This window comes from Sphingomonas sp. 28-62-11 (assembly GCF_002278865.1).
Taxonomy (GTDB): Bacteria; Pseudomonadota; Alphaproteobacteria; order Sphingomonadales; family Sphingomonadaceae; genus Sphingomonas.
This window is the reverse complement of the sequence record NZ_NCGB01000004.1, coordinates 49654-65003: the sequence shown is the minus strand read 5'-3', so window position 1 is coordinate 65003 and position 15350 is coordinate 49654. Positions and strand designations below refer to the sequence as shown.

11 protein-coding genes are annotated in these 15350 nt (G+C 60.7%); 4 read left to right on the top strand and 7 right to left on the bottom strand.

Annotation, left to right across the window (positions count from 1 at the left end; all coding sequences use genetic code 11):
• Positions 1-5: 5 nt before the first annotated feature.
• Positions 6-2654 carry a sensor histidine kinase gene (locus B7Y49_RS02275; RefSeq protein WP_374125943.1) on the bottom strand — a complete coding sequence of 883 codons (2649 nt, stop codon included), beginning with the start codon at positions 2652-2654 and terminating at the stop codon, positions 6-8.
• A 229-nt stretch (positions 2655-2883) separates the two neighbouring features.
• Between B7Y49_RS02275 and B7Y49_RS02270 the strand changes: the two genes are divergently transcribed.
• Positions 2884-3354, top strand: a complete 471-nt coding sequence (locus B7Y49_RS02270) for an Lrp/AsnC family transcriptional regulator (RefSeq protein ID WP_374125942.1) — start codon at positions 2884-2886, stop codon at positions 3352-3354.
• 104 nt (positions 3355-3458) lie between these two features.
• Here the strand turns inward: B7Y49_RS02270 and B7Y49_RS02265 are convergent, their stop codons facing one another.
• On the bottom strand, positions 3459-4775 hold the full coding sequence (locus tag B7Y49_RS02265) for a hypothetical protein (RefSeq protein ID WP_374125941.1): 1317 nt from the start codon (positions 4773-4775) through the stop codon (positions 3459-3461).
• Between the two features lie 205 nt (positions 4776-4980).
• On the opposite strand from B7Y49_RS02265, the gene yaaA reads away from it, so the two are divergent.
• A complete protein-coding gene (gene yaaA / locus B7Y49_RS02260) occupies positions 4981-5736 on the top strand; it encodes a YaaA family protein (protein WP_374125940.1) in 756 nt (251 codons plus the stop codon).
• On the top strand, positions 5733-6428 hold the full coding sequence (locus B7Y49_RS02255) for an SDR family NAD(P)-dependent oxidoreductase (RefSeq protein ID WP_374125939.1): 696 nt from the start codon (positions 5733-5735) through the stop codon (positions 6426-6428). The genes yaaA and B7Y49_RS02255 overlap by 4 nt, the downstream gene beginning before the upstream one ends.
• Here the strand turns inward: B7Y49_RS02255 and B7Y49_RS02250 are convergent.
• The 5 genes from B7Y49_RS02250 to B7Y49_RS02230 all read right to left on the bottom strand — a co-directional run bounded on the left by B7Y49_RS02250 (position 6425) and on the right by B7Y49_RS02230 (position 14506).
• A complete protein-coding gene (locus tag B7Y49_RS02250) occupies positions 6425-7732 on the bottom strand; it encodes an MFS transporter (RefSeq protein WP_374125938.1) in 1308 nt (435 codons plus the stop codon). The genes B7Y49_RS02255 and B7Y49_RS02250 overlap by 4 nt on opposite strands.
• Before the next feature lie 88 nt (positions 7733-7820).
• The gene (locus B7Y49_RS02245; RefSeq protein ID WP_374125937.1) at positions 7821-10841 is read right to left on the bottom strand and encodes a TonB-dependent receptor domain-containing protein; all 3021 of its coding nucleotides are present in this window, start codon (positions 10839-10841) and stop codon (positions 7821-7823) included.
• Between the two features lie 272 nt (positions 10842-11113).
• Positions 11114-12181 (bottom strand): acyl-CoA dehydrogenase family protein, encoded by a 1068-nt coding sequence (locus B7Y49_RS02240; RefSeq protein WP_374125936.1) that lies wholly within the window; start codon positions 12179-12181, stop codon positions 11114-11116.
• A gap of 128 nt (positions 12182-12309) precedes the next feature.
• Positions 12310-13527 carry an acyl-CoA dehydrogenase family protein gene (locus B7Y49_RS02235; RefSeq protein ID WP_374125935.1) on the bottom strand — a complete coding sequence of 406 codons (1218 nt, stop codon included), beginning with the start codon at positions 13525-13527 and terminating at the stop codon, positions 12310-12312.
• Positions 13528-13606: 79 nt separating this feature from the next.
• The gene (locus B7Y49_RS02230; RefSeq protein ID WP_374125934.1) at positions 13607-14506 is read right to left on the bottom strand and encodes a LysR family transcriptional regulator; all 900 of its coding nucleotides are present in this window, start codon (positions 14504-14506) and stop codon (positions 13607-13609) included.
• Positions 14507-14614: 108 nt separating this feature from the next.
• Here B7Y49_RS02230 and B7Y49_RS02225 point away from each other — a divergent pair, with 108 nt between their 5' ends.
• Positions 14615-15280, top strand: coding sequence for a peroxiredoxin-like family protein (locus B7Y49_RS02225; protein WP_374125933.1), 666 nt, complete (start codon positions 14615-14617; stop codon positions 15278-15280).
• Positions 15281-15350 lie beyond the last annotated feature (70 nt).

Here is a 15350-nt window from a genome sequence, read left to right as displayed (position 1 = left end):
CACGATCAGATGGTTGATGCTTGGCCCACTCCGTGAGTGAAGGCGGCGGGGAGCCGCAAAGTCAAGCGATCAACGCCGATCGTCAGGCTGCCGCCCAGTTCGACTGCCAAATTGCGCGCCAAGCGCAGCGCAAACCCTGTGCCGAGCAATGGAGCGCCCAGCGCCTCAGCCTCTGCTTCGGCATCAATCATCAACAGCGCATCCCCAGCATAAGCGGCCAGCGCGCGCGGACGGTCGATATGAATGGCAACCGTTTCTTCGCCCTCACGCCCCATGCGGACGCCAATCGTTTCGCCTGAACTGCCCGCCGCCACGAGCGCGGCAAGCAAGCGGGCAAACAGCCGATCAACCGCGCGATCGTCGCCGCGAATCGCCACATCGCCAGCCGAAATATCAAGCGCCAGCGTCGCACCTCGCAATGTGGCAAGCGGCTCCAGATCAAGCGCGATCCGTTGCAGCAGCAGCGCCACCGGCACGTCCGTAGGCCGCAGTTCAAGCGCGTGCGCCTCAATCCGCGCAGCAGTATCAAGATCATCAATGGCACCAAGCAGCCCCATCGCCTGGTCTCTGATCGTGCCGGCATAATCGCGGTATGGACCAGACACTGGGCCCAGCAATTCGCCCTCGATCATTTCGGCAAAACCCGCGATCGCGGTGGTTGGCGTGCGCAGTTCATGGACGAGCTGACGTAGCGAATCTGTTGCCGGCGTGCGCATGCTTTGCTCGGGCTCGGCGCGCTCATCGGCCCGCGGCCGGCGCGCGGTGCCACGATAGCCAGTGAACCGTCCCGTCGCCTTGTCAAAGGCGGGTACGCCCGAAATGCGCCACTGCCCGGCCGCATCGGACTGGCCATCGACCAGCAACCGAGCCTGCGCAAAGGCCGACCGGCGACGGAACGCACCAGCCGCCACGCCATCGACCCGTGCCGCCGCGCCTTCTGGCGCCAAATCGAGCGATACGCCGATCAGCGCGGCCCGCGACACACCGGACACCCAGCGGATGATGCCGCGGGCATCGGTTTCGAAACTAAACCCCTGAGGCGCTGCGACGGGCTCGCCAATATCATTCGCAAGCAAGACATCGGTATCGCCGCGACCTTCTTCTTCGCGTTGGCGCTGAAACGCATCGATCCGCGCGACCAGATCGGAAATCTGAAATGGGCCACGTGGGGTTACGGCATCAGCTGCGGGCTCGATCGCGATTGGCGCTGCATCCGCCAACGATTCAACAACGGCGGTCATCGGTTCGGCAGTAGGCAACACCTCATTTTCAGTGCCGTCAGCGACGACAGGCGCCTCGCCTTGGTCGACCGCGACGGGTGCGGTCGGTGCGGTTGATGGTCCGTCGTCAATAGTACCCTCAGCAGGTAGCGCCTGAGTTTCATCTTTCTTGCGCAGTGCCTCGACGACCACCGGCAGCCCGAATGCTACGCTGGCAATCGATACAAATGACCAGGCCCCTGGTTGTTCAGGCGACAGCGCGGGATCAGGCCTGGCCTGAGGCACTGGCTCAACAACCGGCTCGGCTGTGGCCAGGGTGGAGAGGACGGGCGCAGAAAAAACCGGGGCAGAGAGAACCGCGGCAGTGGCGATAGATGCTGCAGCCGGTGGCGCTTCAACAAGTGCAGTAGTCGCCCGTTCGATCGCGACCGGTGGCGGAGACGCTGGGGGCCTTGCCGGCACCTTGAGAATAACGGGCTTTGGCGGAACACTGGAAGGCACTGACGGGCGCGCGGCGATGACGGCGGTCCAGTCAATCGACAACGGCTCCCAAACGGGCTCAGGCTGAGGCTCGAGCTCAGCCGGGTGTTCGCGGGCGGCCGCGTCAAGGGGAGCTTCTGGGTGATCTTCAGGCGGCGGTGCAATCGCTTCAGCTGCTTCTTCAGCATCGACCGTCTGCATGGTCCGTATCGGCGCATTACCAGCTGCATGACTATCGATCGGTACATGGTCATTTGCGGGGACGCGATCGGCCAAAATGGGTTCGGTTGGCCGTATCGACTCGATGATGGCGGATAGTGACGACCCCGGCAGCGCTTGTTCTTCGGGGTTGGGCTCACCTGGGCGCAGAATATTGGCGTCGGGCTCCGGTGCGACCACGGCGAGAACTGGAGCGGGCACTGGCGCAAGCGTTACATCAGTTTCGTCATGCCTATGGTTGTCGAGGCTCTGGTCCGGTGAATCGGGCCGTGTCGACGCATCCGTCTCCGGCACCGCGCCATGCGAATCGCCTGCAGCCTCAATTACTTCAGGCGGGGGTACAATCGTCGACGGCGGAAGAATGAAATCGATCGGCCCGAATGATTCGAGCGCCCGTCCCACTTCGGCTGAAAGATCGCGGCGATGGCGCAACACTGATCGTCCGGCCGGCGACATATCGGGCAGCATCGCGATCCATTCATCGGTCGACAGTTCCGCCATGCGTAGTACTGGTGCCGAAATTGCCAGATCTTCCTCGGCAAACAGCCGAACTAGCGGTGCCGGTGGCCGGGCGAAGGCCAATGCGCGCGCGCTCGCCGCGCGAATCGTCGCTGGAACTTGCGGGCGAATCGATCGCAACCGCGTAATCGCGATGTCGCTGGCTGGTGCCCGCCCGCGGCCAATCAGGTCGACCAGCTGCCGCCACGCGGTCTGCGCGCCAAAAGGCGTCGACATATCTGCCGTCAAAACCGTGTCGAGGCTGTCGTCAAACCGCAAATCCAGGGGCCTTCCGCCGACGCACGAAAATGCGTGGTAAGGAATTCTTAACCGCAATTAAGGGCATGTGGGAACAGCTGTTTTTGGCACGTCGCAATGTGGGACAATTGCGTTTGCTAGCAATTATATTATGTGAGAATGGGCATGCGCGGGCCGAATCCATCGCATACCAAGAGAAGGAAATCCCATGGCATTCGATCGCATCGATCGGCAGATTCTCGAACTGCTGCAGGACGATGGTCGCATGACCAATGTTGACCTTGCCGAGCGGGTCGGGCTGACGGCTCCCCCCTGTCTGCGTCGGGTACGCGCGCTGGAGGAACAAGGCGCGATCAAGGGCTATCATGCGAGCCTCGATGCGGCGACCTTGGGTTATCCGATCACCGTATTCGCGCTGGTGAGCCTGCGCAGCCAGGCCGAGCAGGATCTCGCGGCGTTCGAGGACTATATCGCGACGATCCCTGAAATCCGTGAATGCCACATGCTGAACGGCGAGATCGATTTCATCCTGAAAATCGTCGCGACGGACCTGAAAGCGTTTCAGGAAATCCTGACGACGCACCTCACCCCGGCCCCTAATGTCGCCAGCGTCAAGACATCGCTGACGATACGGACAGCGAAGTCGCTGCCCGGGATTCCAGTGCTGGCGGAGGATTGATCACGGGCGGCATTGCCCGCCTGCGGCTCGAGCACAAAAAGAAGGGCGGCACATTGGCCGCCCTCCTCTTCGAATACCAGTTAACGGTAAAATCCAGTCGGCTATCAGGCGGTTGGCGTCGTCGCGCCCAGATCGAGCCAGACGATCCAGAACGCCGCAATCTGATTGCGCGGCGATGATTTAACCTTGGCAAAGGCCGCACGCGCATTGGCATCGTCACGCATCAGCGCATAGGCGATGCCCAATCGCGTGTTGATCTCTTCGACCTTGACCGGGGTTACGCCTTTTTCAAGTGCGATCTTGTAGAGTTCAACCGCCTTTGCGTAGTTGCTTTCGCCGAGATAAGAATCACCAGCCGCCGCTGCTGCAACGCCGGTTGCCGCCGCCTTGGCCTTGGTTTCGCGCGCCGAGATTGGGCCGTCGAGCTTGATGGCCGCCACCGATGCAGCATAAATGCCCTTATCGTCTTCACGGGTCAGTTGCATCTTGCCTGATTTGACGCCCTCATCGAACACGGCCTTGGCTTCTACCGGCAGACCGATCGAATTGAGATACTGCGCGTATTGCGCAAAATCGGCCAGGTCGGCGAGCGCATTGTTGGCGCGCATCAAGCGGAACAGATCGATTTTCTGCCCCTTGTCGAGGAGATCGACGCGCTTCCCCGAAAAACCGAAATAGACGATCAGCGTCCGCCAGTTCTTCGCGGTCGGATACTGCTTCAGCTTGGCTTGCGACCAGACGAGATACTCATCGAACTTGTCGGCCTTGGCGAGGCGCGGGATGATATAATCATACCATGATTCGATGGGCTTGCGGCCCGCTGCCAGTTCGGCATCGATCGCTACCTTCATGCCCGCGGCCCCGCCAACAATATCGCCGCTTTCGATCTTTGCCTTGGTCAGCGACAACGGCAGCTCCGGATCGGCCTCACCCAGCTCGCGAGCTTTTTCAAAGAAGGTCACCGCCGCCGCATAGCGTTTTTGACCATATTCGATCAGGCCACGGCGATAAGTGAAGCGCGAACGATCCTTTGGATCGGTCTTGGCATCGGCGATCAGATCGTCGAGCGGTTTGATCAGCGCGATTTCTAAACGGCGATATACAGCTGCGTCGCCCTTTGCGGCCTGTTCAAGCCGATCGCTTTCAAGCTGCAAGCGGAAAAGACGTGCATAGTAGATTTCGTCCTCACTCTTGGCAGCGGCTTCGGAGGCGATCACGGCCGGTTCAGCGGCGGTGACATTCTTGGCCTTCAGCTGAGTCTGCGCTTCGAGCGCGGCCTTGCGGAACTCGGCGCTCAGCGCCGGGGCCTTGGGTGCCTTCTCGTCCTTCTTCTTCTGCGCGTCAGCGGTGGCGGGCAGGATCACCCCGGTGGTGCCGATGAGCAGAGCAGCGGCAAGAGCCGCCTTCGACAATATAGTCATTTCAGAACTCTCCTGAAGCCGATTTCAGCCTGTGATGCGCAGTGCCATACCGGTGGTCCCCGCCGCGTACAAGCAAAGGGTATCGTTAAAGACAGGCGCCATATGTGGTGTTCCATCACTGAACGGGGATTGAACGTGGCTGTTGCCGTTTGGCTCCCGCGCAATCCGCTTTGACCCCGGTGCTGCCGCTCGCTAGCAAGCGCGAATGATCGCCGTTCTTTCCCCCGCCAAGACCCTCGATTACACCAGCCCTTTGCCCGATATCATGCCGAGCGAACCCCGTTTTGCAGCTGATGCGACGGTGCTGGCGGTCGCCGCCGCGCGACTGGGCAAGAAGCGCCTGTCAGCGTTGATGGATATTTCCGATAAACTCGCGACACTGAACGCCGAGCGATTCAAGTCATTCGACACCTTGCCATCGCGCCCGGCGCTGTTCGCATTTGCAGGCGATGTGTATACCGGCTTCGAAGCCAAGACGCTCGATGCCCCCGCTATCGATTTTGCCCGGGATCATGTCCGAATGCTTTCCGGCCTGTACGGCCTGCTCCGCCCGCTCGATGCGATTCGTCCCTATCGGCTGGAAATGGGCACACGCTGGGCGCCGCGACGCAAGAACCTGTACAGCTATTGGGGCACACGTATTGCCGATGCGCTCGCCGCCGATGTTGCCACTGACGGATCCGGCGTGATTCTGAACCTCGCGAGCCAGGAATATTGGGCAGCGGTGACGGGGAAACTGCCGTCTGAGGTGCGCGTGATCGAGGTCGATTTTCGCGAACCCGGTCCCGATGGGCCGCGCTTCATCAGTTTCAACGCGAAGCGCGCCCGCGGGATGATGGCCCGTTGGCTGTGCGAGCATCGAATCGATTCGATCGAGGGGATGAAGGGTTTTGACAGCGACGGCTATCGATTCGACGCCGAAGCGAGCGACGGCAATCGCTGGCGCTTCAGCCGCTCATGAGTGCCGCCGTCATCATCGGCGCTTCGGGCGGGATTGGCAGCGCGATTGCCGATGCGCTTCAGGAAGAGGGTGCTTTTGCCACCATCCATCGTTTCGGTCGGTCGATGGAAGGCACAGCCCATATCGATATCACTGACGAAGCGAGTATCACAGCGGCGGCGGCGCTGGTAGCAAAAGGCCCTGCCCCGACACTCATATTTGTTGCAACGGGCATCCTACACGACAGCACAGCCGGGCCTGAAAAGGCGCTCAAAGAGCTTGATCCCGCTTGGCTCGCCCGGGTTTACGCCATCAACGCAATTGGCCCGGCGATGATTGCCAAGCATTTCCTGCCGATCATGCCCAAAAGCGGGCGTACCGTTTTCGCCGCCTTATCGGCGCGGGTCGGCAGCATTTCGGACAATCGGCTCGGCGGCTGGCATGGCTACCGGGCATCCAAGGCTGCGCTGAATCAGCTGATCCGCACGATCGCGATCGAAGAGCGCCGCCGAAATTCGAGTTCGGTGGTAGTGGCGCTCCACCCCGGTACGGTTGATACCGCGCTTTCGAAACCGTTTCAGGCCAATGTCGCGCCTGGCCATTTATTTGATGCCGGTCGCGCGGCGGTGCAATTGCTTGACGTGCTCGATGGCCTTCGCCCCACCGATAGCGGCAAGCTGTTCGCCTGGGACGGGGTTGAGGTATCGCCCTAAGCTGCTGCCATCCGCTTCAGCAGCACGCCAGCGCGCCAATAATGGAAAATCGCCCAGGGAGTGAGCAGGCTGGCACTCATCAAAGCATAGCGCAGCGATTCGGCCCCAAAGGTCGGCTTGTACAAATCACTGAGCAGCCCGGTTATGCTCGGCCCCAGCCCCAGCCCGATCAGGTTAATGACTAACAGCGTAATCGCCGCCCACACTGAGCGCATCCGTGTTGGCGCAAGCCCCTGTATGAGCGCAAAACTTGGACCAAGATAGCTCGACGCCAACAGGTATGAGATCAACACGGCCGTGAAGCCAGTCGGCAGATCATAACTGAAGTAGAAGATGACGGTGAAGGGCAACGCAGCCAGTTTCAAAATCGCCACAAACCACGCCTGGACGTGCAGGCCATGGCGACGGCCATAGAAATCCGCAATCTTGCCCCCGACCACGCCGCCCAATGCACCTGTCAGCGCCACAGCGGGGGCATAGATCAACGATACCTGGAGCACCGTCATTCCGAATGATCGTTGTAGAAAAGACGGCCCGAAATTCGCCGTCGCATACCCCACTAGCGACGTGATCGTCACCGCCGTGATCAAATGGATTGCCGGGGGGCAGGCGATCAGGCTTTTCAGTCCGTCGAACAGCGACGGCATTGCCGCCGGCTGGTGCCCCTTGCCCGCTGGATCGGACAAACCACGGCGGGGCTCAACCATCATCACGCGCACGATGATCGCCAACAGGATGCCCGGCAGCCCCACCGCCGCCATTGCCCAGCGCCAGCCATAGGCGCTGGCAATCACGCCGCCGATAATCGTGCCGAAGCCGCCGCCAAGCACAACGCCCGTTGCATAGATGCCCATTGCCCCGGCCCGCTTTTCGGGCGGGTAGAGATCAGCGATGATAGAATGGCTCGGTGGGCTCGATCCCGCCTCACCCACCCCAACACCAATCCGGTAAATCAGCAGCTGGATGAAATTCTGCGCAGTACCGCACAGCGCCGTCATCGCGCTCCACAAAGTGAGCGATATCGCAATGATATCGCGGCGGCTTTTGCGATCGGCCAGCCACGCGACCGGGATCCCGAGCGTCGCGTAAAACAGTGCAAAAGCGAAACCTGAAAGCAGTCCCAGTTGAGTATCACTCAGCTTGAGGTCGGCCTTAATCAGTTCAAGCAAGATCGATAGGATGTATCGATCCATGAAACTGAAAAAATAGACGACCGTCAGCAGAAACAGCGTCCATCCCCGCATCCTGAGCGCCCGTGCGTCCGCCGATTCATGGGGAATGCCGGGAAGGCTGGAACTTGCCATGCTGAACCGTTCTTACGCTGGAGGAACAAAAAACCCGCCGCCCGGAATGGTCCGGACGGCGGGCAGTATCAGGATTGCTGCATCATCCTCAGAAACGCTGGGTGATGCCGAACCTTGCGTTGAACCCGAGCGGCGAAGCCGTGAACGGATCATAGTTGAAGTCCAGCCGAGCAAATGGCGGCTGCTTGTTCAGGATGTTCTGTGCCGACAGCGTGATGACGGTGTTGGTGGGCAGGTTGACGCGATAGGTGAAATCGAGCGTGTCGAAAGCACCGATATTCTTGCCGCCCGTTACCGATGCGCCAGCCAATGCGCCCGGGTTCGGACCGAAGATCGCAGCGCCACGCTGATCGGTGTACCCATCAATATAGTTGTACTGCAGACGCACATTGTGGCGTCCGACATCGGCCTGCAGGAACACGTTGCCCTTGATCTGTGGCAGCGGATAGGCGCTAGTTTGGAAGTTGAGCTGGCCAACACCATCGAACGCCGGCTGAACAACAACGCCTTCAACCGTGATGTCCTGCGTCTTGTAGTTGATGATGTAGGTGCCATTCACGCCCAGCAGCATCTTGATCGTGCTGACATCGAATTTCACCTGGCCCTGGAAATCAATGCCTGAGGTGCTGACGTCGGCGCTGTTGACGATGTTAGTCGTCAGGCGCTGAACGTTGCCGATGCCACAACCTGCCCCCGTAAAAGTGAACCGCGAACGAAGCGCGGCGAAGGCCGGATTAGCGCAATTGGCCGTGCCCGATGCGCCGAACAGCGCATTGACGATGCCGGACACAGGCTCAGCTTCCGCCGGACCGTTCAAGTCATAACGAAAATAATCGATACTACCGCTGAACGGCCCGGCATTCAGAACGATACCACCGCCATAGGTAAGCGCCGTTTCTGGTTCCAGGTTCGGGTTACCGCGAATATCGATCGCCCGGAACGACGTGCCAATGACCTGAAGCGATGTCACCTGACCAAGCTGGCTTTCAGCTGGCGGACCACGGAAGGTGGTGCCTGCACCGCCGCGAATGGCGAGCCACGGCGTTACCTGCCAGCGGGCGCGACCCTGCGGGTTGAAGGTCGAACCGATCTGACCGCCGTAATTTTCGAACCGGGCAGAGAATTGCAGGTTCAACGTATCGGTAACCGGTGCCTGCAACTCACCGAATACGGCATAAACACCAGAGTTCGCGCTGCGGTTGAAGTTGGTGCCCAAAAAGCCGAGCGCGCCGGTTTGCGGACTGCACGTTGCGGCGGGATTCAGTGGTGAGCCGGGGCACGGATTGATCGCGAGATTATTGTCGGCTGCTTGACGCACGCGGAAGCTGTTGCTGCGATACTGGCCACCGATTGCGAACGACAATGGACCACCGGGCAATTCAATGCCGCTCTGCCCGCTCAGCACGATATCACCCACGAACAGCCGGGTCGTTGTATCGCTACGCGTATCGCGGAAGAAATTGTCGATCGTGGCAAGATCGTTGATCAGACCAGCGCCGGGCGCGAGGTTGAACCCTGTCGGATTGCGCGTACCAGCAAAATTTGAATTGGTTTGCCCAGTTACCGGGTTGCGCAACACTGCCGTCGAAAACGGGTTAAAGAAGTTGCACCCGCCGGTGCCAGCAAGAGCGGCGATCTGCGTCGCATTTAGACCAGCACGCGATGCCGGTGTAGCAAAGGCGCAGTTTGGACCACCAAAGCCAGCCAACGCGTTCTGGAACAGATCACCAAAGGTGTCGGTCCCCTCAATGCCGCGCTCATATTCGGAATAGGTGAAGCCGGTATCGAGGTTCAGGTCGCTGCTGATTTCCCAATCGAATTCTGCCGTGAACCGCACCGACTGCGACTGACGCTGGCTGAATGCCGAATTGCGGTCATTCCCGGGCTGGGTGAACAATGGGTTGCCGCCAAGCATGAAGGGACGGAACAACACGGGGAAAGCAATCGCAGGAGCGACGGGCTGGCCAGCCACAGTTACGCAACCCGATGCCGCGCCAAAGAGCGAGCAATAATCGCGAAGTGCGGGAGCATAAGTTGGGATAATGAAGAGACCCGCGCCACCGCTGGCGGCGTTTGCCGATGGCGGCAACGTCGGCAAATAGCTCGGTGAGGTTGTGATGCGGGTCGACGACGAACCGTATAGCGCGGTTGCCTTAAAGCTCACATTGCTCGCCAGATCGATCTTGGTCTCGATATAAGCCTGATACCGATCTTCGGGTTCGACCAGATTGTCGAACTGGCCGAAATTGGTGAAACAACGATCCGTGGTTGACCCTGGCAAGCTGCGGAAGCCGCCCAGCGCTTCGCAGCCGAGATCGCGAACGAAATTGGGTGTGCCGCCAAAGCCAAAGTTACCGGGGCTGCCGCCGCCGGAAAAGCCACCTTGCGGATTGTTCTGGTAGGGCTGCACCGTGAAATCGCGGTCAGTCGTACGCAGTTCCGAACGATGCTGGTAGCCGAACGACGCGAACATCTGGAAACCGTCCTGCGTGTGGCCATAGCTCACAGTGCCGGTGTAATCGCCGCTTGATCCCCGAACATAACGATAATCGCCCTGCGCCTGGAAACCTTCCTGGTCGCTGCGGGTAATGAAGTTAACCACACCAGCGATCGCGTCCGAACCGTACGTTGCGGCGGCGCCGTCCTTCAGAATTTCGATACGGCCGATCGAGCCTTGCGGGATCAGGTTGATATCGACCACCGGAACGCCGGTGCCGGCGCTGACGATGCGCTTGCCGTTGAGCAGCACCAGCGTGCGCTGCGGCCCAAGACCACGCAAGTTGACGCTAGCGACACCTTCAGAACCCTGTGCGCGGGCGTCAAACTGGTTCGCATCACCGATGATGCCGTTCGAAGTAGGTAGGTTCTTCAGAAGATCGAGGCCGGAGGGCGAGCCCTGGCGTGACAGTTCGTCAGCACCAATCACATCGATCGGGATCGCGCCATCCTCGCGGGCGCCGCGGATCAGCGATCCGGTAACGACGATATCGGGTGACGACGCTTCAGCCTGGTCATCCTGTGGCAATACGGCCTGGGCCGATGCCGGCATCGCGGTTCCAAGGGCCAAGGCCGAGAAGGCGCAGGCAGCCAACAGCTTCGTCTTCAGCATTTCTCTCTCCCACTTGGCCGGATCACTTCTGGATTCCGTACCGTAAACTCGAATAAACAGATCGAACAGCGGGTCGTCAAGCGAAACAAAGGTTGCTAAACGCTATCCTTCATGGGTCTGTTGCTAAAAAGACATAGTTTTGAAACATCCTGCCATTGGCAGGATCGGGTTTCAAAAAGCAGCCATGACGACAAACGGGACCGCAACCGCGATTCCGCAGCAATCCCCCTTTTTGGCGGATGCACGCGCATCAAGCGGCGTGCAGCGGCGGATCAATAGCCGTTGAGCCGTGCAAATCGTTCGCGGTGATAGGCGGCATTGCCCCACATCGCCTCGAGCACCGCGGCGCGCTTGATGTAGAAACCGGCGTCATAGTCGTCGGTCATGCCGATGCCGCCGTGCAGCTGGATCATTTCCCGGCTGACGAGCTTCAACGTATCGCTCGCAACAGCCTTGGCAAGCGTCACCGCCTGGTCGACATCGCTACGACCGGCATCGATCGCCTCAAGCGCAGCTTCGACGGCCGACCGCATCAGCTCGATCTCGGTGAACAGCTTGGCCATGCGGTGTTGCAGCGCCTGAAACGTTGAAAGCAGCTGGCCAAACTGGACGCGCGTTTTCAGATAATCATTGGTCGTCTCGAAGGCTTGTACCGCCAGCCCGAGCATTTCAGCGCACACGGCAGCGGTTGCCCGGTCGACAATCGCCTGCACGGTAACGCCGTCGATCTTTTCGGCTGGTGCGCCGTCAAACCGAATCTGTGCATGGCTACGTGAATCGGCCATTTTGCGGTGCGCGCGGGTGACGCCAGCGGCGTCGCCCGCCACCAGATACAGCCCGTCAGTCGCGGCGACGACGAACAGCCCGGCGCTATCGCCCTCGGCCACGAATTCCTTCGTACCGGTCAGCTTGCCAGCGTCAACCACGGTCTTGATCTTCTTGAGGTCATGGACCGGGCCTTCGTCGATCGCGAGGGTCGCGACGACCTCACCGCTTGCGATCCGCGACAGCCAGCTTGCCTTTTGCGTGTCCGATCCGCCCATCACGATCGCGGTCGCCGCCGCAGCGGTCGACGCAAGCGGCGACGCGGCAAGGTTGCGGCCAAGCTGTTCGAGCACCAGACCAAGCGACAGATAACCGAACGCCGTGCCACCGAACTCCTCGGGAATGACGATACCGGCCAGCCCCATTTCGGCCATCGTCGACCAGGCGGCTTTATCATACCCCTCGGCGGGCGCGGCATTGCGCATCTTGCGGAACGCCGAAACAGGCGATTCATTGTCGGCCCATTCGCGCACCATGTCGCGGATCATCGTTTGTTCGTCGTTCAGTGCAGCCATGATCGGTTCTCTTACCTGTTCAATCGTCACCCCGGCAAAAGCCGGGGTCTATATGGGGCTGGCGCTTCGCCTCCCCGCCCGAGACCCCGGCTTTTGCCGGGGTGAAGATAATGGTTGAGGCGAAATGCTTATTGGTGATCGAGCATCCCAAGGATGCGCTTGGCGATCACATTGTTCTGGATTTCGGTCGAGCCGCCATAGATCGACACGGCCTTGCCCCATAACCAAGTGCGGGTCTGCGTGAGTTCGGCGTCGCTAAAGCCCTCGCCTTCCCAGCCCAACCCGTTCATGCCCATGATCTCGACCGCGAGTTCGGCGCGGTCCTGCGTCAGCCGGGCGCCGACATTCTTCATGATCGACGATGCGGCCGAGGGACCCTGGTTCGACTTCGCCTCAAGCGCCGCGCGGCGCAATGTCAGCATGAAAGCGCGCTGATCCATTTCGTGCCGGACGATGCGCATCCGCAGATCGCTGTCGGCCATGCTGCCATCGTCATTGGCGCCGCGATATTCCTTGGCGAGTGCGCCCATCGGCTTGCCCGCGAACAGCCGGGCACTGGCACCGCCGCCCGAGAGATTGCTGCGCTCATGCTGGAGCAAGCGCTTGCCGATCGTCCAGCCCTCGCCCTCACGACCGACCAGATTTTCCTTGGGTACCTTCACATCGGTGAAGAAGGTTTCGCAGAACGGCGACTGACCCGAAATCATCCGGATCGGGCGAACCTCGACGCCGGGTGCGGTCATGTCGATCAGCAGGAAGCTGATGCCTTCATGCTTCTTGGTCTTGTCGGTACGCACCAGTGCGAAACATTTGTCGGCCCATTGCCCGCCCGAGGTCCAGGTCTTCTGGCCGTTGACGAGGTAATGATCGCCCTTGTCTTCGGCGAAGGTCTGCAGGCTCGCCAGATCGGACCCGGCGCCCGGTTCCGAATAGCCCTGACACCAGCGGACCTGGTTCCTGGCGATCGCGGGAATATGCTCGAGCTTTTGCGCTTCGCTGCCATATTCTAGCAGGGTCGGGCCGAACATCATCACGCCCATGCCGCCAATCGGGTTCCATGCGCCGACCCGGCCCATTTCCTCGGCGAGTACGCGCGCCTGATGCTTGTCGAGCCCGCCGCCGCCATAGGCTGCTGGCCAGGTCGGCACGCCCCAACCCTTTTCGCCCATCGCCTTTACCCAGGCGGTTTCATCGGCGCTCGGGTTGCTCGGCCCTTCGAGCGCGGACATGCTGTTGTCCTTGCCCTTTAACGAGGCCGGAAAATTCTCCGCAAGCCAGGCGCGGACTTCCGCGCGAAAGGTGTCCAACGCGGTCGCTGGATTGTCGAGTTCGGGGGCGGTGGCCATGAATGCACTCCTTGCAAACCGAATCTGAATATCGGGTATGGAGCGGCCATCGCACAAATCGGCCCCGGGTGCAAAGGGCCTAGTGTTGGATCCCTGAGCCCGCCAGTGCTGCTGAAAGATAGTTAGCCAAGGCCCGGGCAGCTGGTGAAGCCGCGCGACCGCCCGGAAACACAGCATGCAGATCGACCGCATCCATCGGCCAATCCGCCAGTACTTGCCGCAACCGACCGTCAGCCAGTTCGGCGCGACACCCCCATGATGATGTACGCGCGATACCCAGCCCCGCCACCGCTGCTGCCATTGCGCCTTCATTAACCGCTATCGACAGCCTTCCGTCGACGCGCACCGACAATCGCCGGGTGTCGCGCACGAACGACCAACGTTGTTCCGGGTTGGCAACGGGGCCAATGATGACCGCGTGGTTCGCGAGTTCCGCCGGCGTTTGCGGGATACCAGCGCGCGCCAGATATATGGGGGCCGCGACCAGCAGCCGAGGCGCCGTTGCCAGCTTGCGCGCAATCGCACTCGAATCGCTCAGCACGCCAAGCCGAAGCGCGATGTCGACGCCTTCGATCACCAAATTCTGCCGCTCGTCGCTGATCTGCAGGTTGATGCGAAGCAGCGGGTGCCGCGCCATGAACTCGGGTAGACGGGGAATAACCTCTCGCACGCCGAAGCTCGACGACAACGCAACCTGCAACGTCCCGCGCAACTCTCCGGTACCCCGCACGATATAATCGGCCTCGTCGAGCGACGCGATCAGCGGCTCGATCCGGGCAAGATAATCAGCGCCTGCCTCGGTCAATGTCACGGCACGCGTGGTACGAATGAACAGCGTCGCACCGATAGCCCGCTCCAGTTCGGCGATGATCCGCGATGCCGATGGCTGAGAGAGTCCACGTTCACGCCCGGCGCGCGAAAAGCTGCCGAGCCGAGCGGCGCGCTGAAAAAGCCGGAGTGCCTGGAGCCGATCATTCATTTGAATTGCGAATATATCATAGTTCAAATGGATAACTACTGCTCAATCTCTGGATGTCCGAAAAAGTGGCATGCGCAATCGGGCGCATCCACTCGAAGGACTGAAGCCATGACGCTGCAAGACAAACTCGACGCTTTTCGGCAGAATTTCGAAACCAACATCGCCCCTGCGGAAGCGGTCGCGATCATCCACCGCACCACCGACGAATTGATCGCCACCGGCCAAGCCGATCGCGCGCTGAAGGCAGGCGACCGCGCCCCCGCTTTCGCGCTGACCGACACCGACGGCACGATCGTCCGCTCGGCCGATCTGCTCGCCTCCGGCCCGATCGCGCTCAGCTTTTATCGCGGCGTCTGGTGCCCCTATTGCAACATCGAGCTACAAGCGCTTGAAGAAGCAGCCGAAGCGGTGCGCGCCACTGGCGCGAGCCTGATCGCGGTAACGCCGCAGGCCGCGCCGAGCAGCCGCAAGGCACAGCGCGACAACCATCTGAGCTTCCCGGTGCTGAGCGATGCCGGCAACACGCTCGCCGACGCGTTCGGCCTGCGCTTTCGCCTGCAGGATGATCTGATCGCGCTCTACACCGGCTTCGGGATCGACCTGCCGGACACCAATGGCGACGACAGCTACACACTGCCGATGCCCGCGCGCTACGTCATCGGCACTGACGGCGTGATCGCTTATGCCGAGGTCAATCCAGATTATACCCGGCGTCCAGATCCCGCGGACATGTTGGCTATCCTTGAAGGGTTGCGCCTCCGCACTCTAGCCTGACACGAAATCGCAACCCAAGACCAGCGCGCCGCCGGGAACACAATTCGTGACTCCGGCGGCGTTTTAAGGG

Excerpts from the sequence above, each read along its gene's own strand:
- B7Y49_RS02250 (WP_374125938.1), bottom strand. The coding sequence starts at position 7,732 with ATGGCAAGTTCCAGCCTTCCCGGCATTCCCCATGAATCGGCGGACGCA.
- B7Y49_RS02235 (WP_374125935.1), bottom strand. The coding sequence starts at position 13,527 with ATGGCCACCGCCCCCGAACTCGACAATCCAGCGACCGCGTTGGACACC.
- yaaA (WP_374125940.1), top strand. The coding sequence starts at position 4,981 with ATGATCGCCGTTCTTTCCCCCGCCAAGACCCTCGATTACACCAGCCCT.
- B7Y49_RS02225 (WP_374125933.1), top strand. The coding sequence starts at position 14,615 with ATGACGCTGCAAGACAAACTCGACGCTTTTCGGCAGAATTTCGAAACC.
- B7Y49_RS02240 (WP_374125936.1), bottom strand. The coding sequence starts at position 12,181 with ATGGCTGCACTGAACGACGAACAAACGATGATCCGCGACATGGTGCGC.
- B7Y49_RS02230 (WP_374125934.1), bottom strand. The coding sequence starts at position 14,506 with ATGAATGATCGGCTCCAGGCACTCCGGCTTTTTCAGCGCGCCGCTCGG.
- B7Y49_RS02255 (WP_374125939.1), top strand. The coding sequence starts at position 5,733 with ATGAGTGCCGCCGTCATCATCGGCGCTTCGGGCGGGATTGGCAGCGCG.
- B7Y49_RS02265 (WP_374125941.1), bottom strand. The coding sequence starts at position 4,775 with ATGACTATATTGTCGAAGGCGGCTCTTGCCGCTGCTCTGCTCATCGGC.
- B7Y49_RS02245 (WP_374125937.1), bottom strand. The coding sequence starts at position 10,841 with ATGCTGAAGACGAAGCTGTTGGCTGCCTGCGCCTTCTCGGCCTTGGCC.
- B7Y49_RS02270 (WP_374125942.1), top strand. The coding sequence starts at position 2,884 with ATGGCATTCGATCGCATCGATCGGCAGATTCTCGAACTGCTGCAGGAC.
- B7Y49_RS02275 (WP_374125943.1), bottom strand. The coding sequence starts at position 2,654 with ATGTCGACGCCTTTTGGCGCGCAGACCGCGTGGCGGCAGCTGGTCGAC.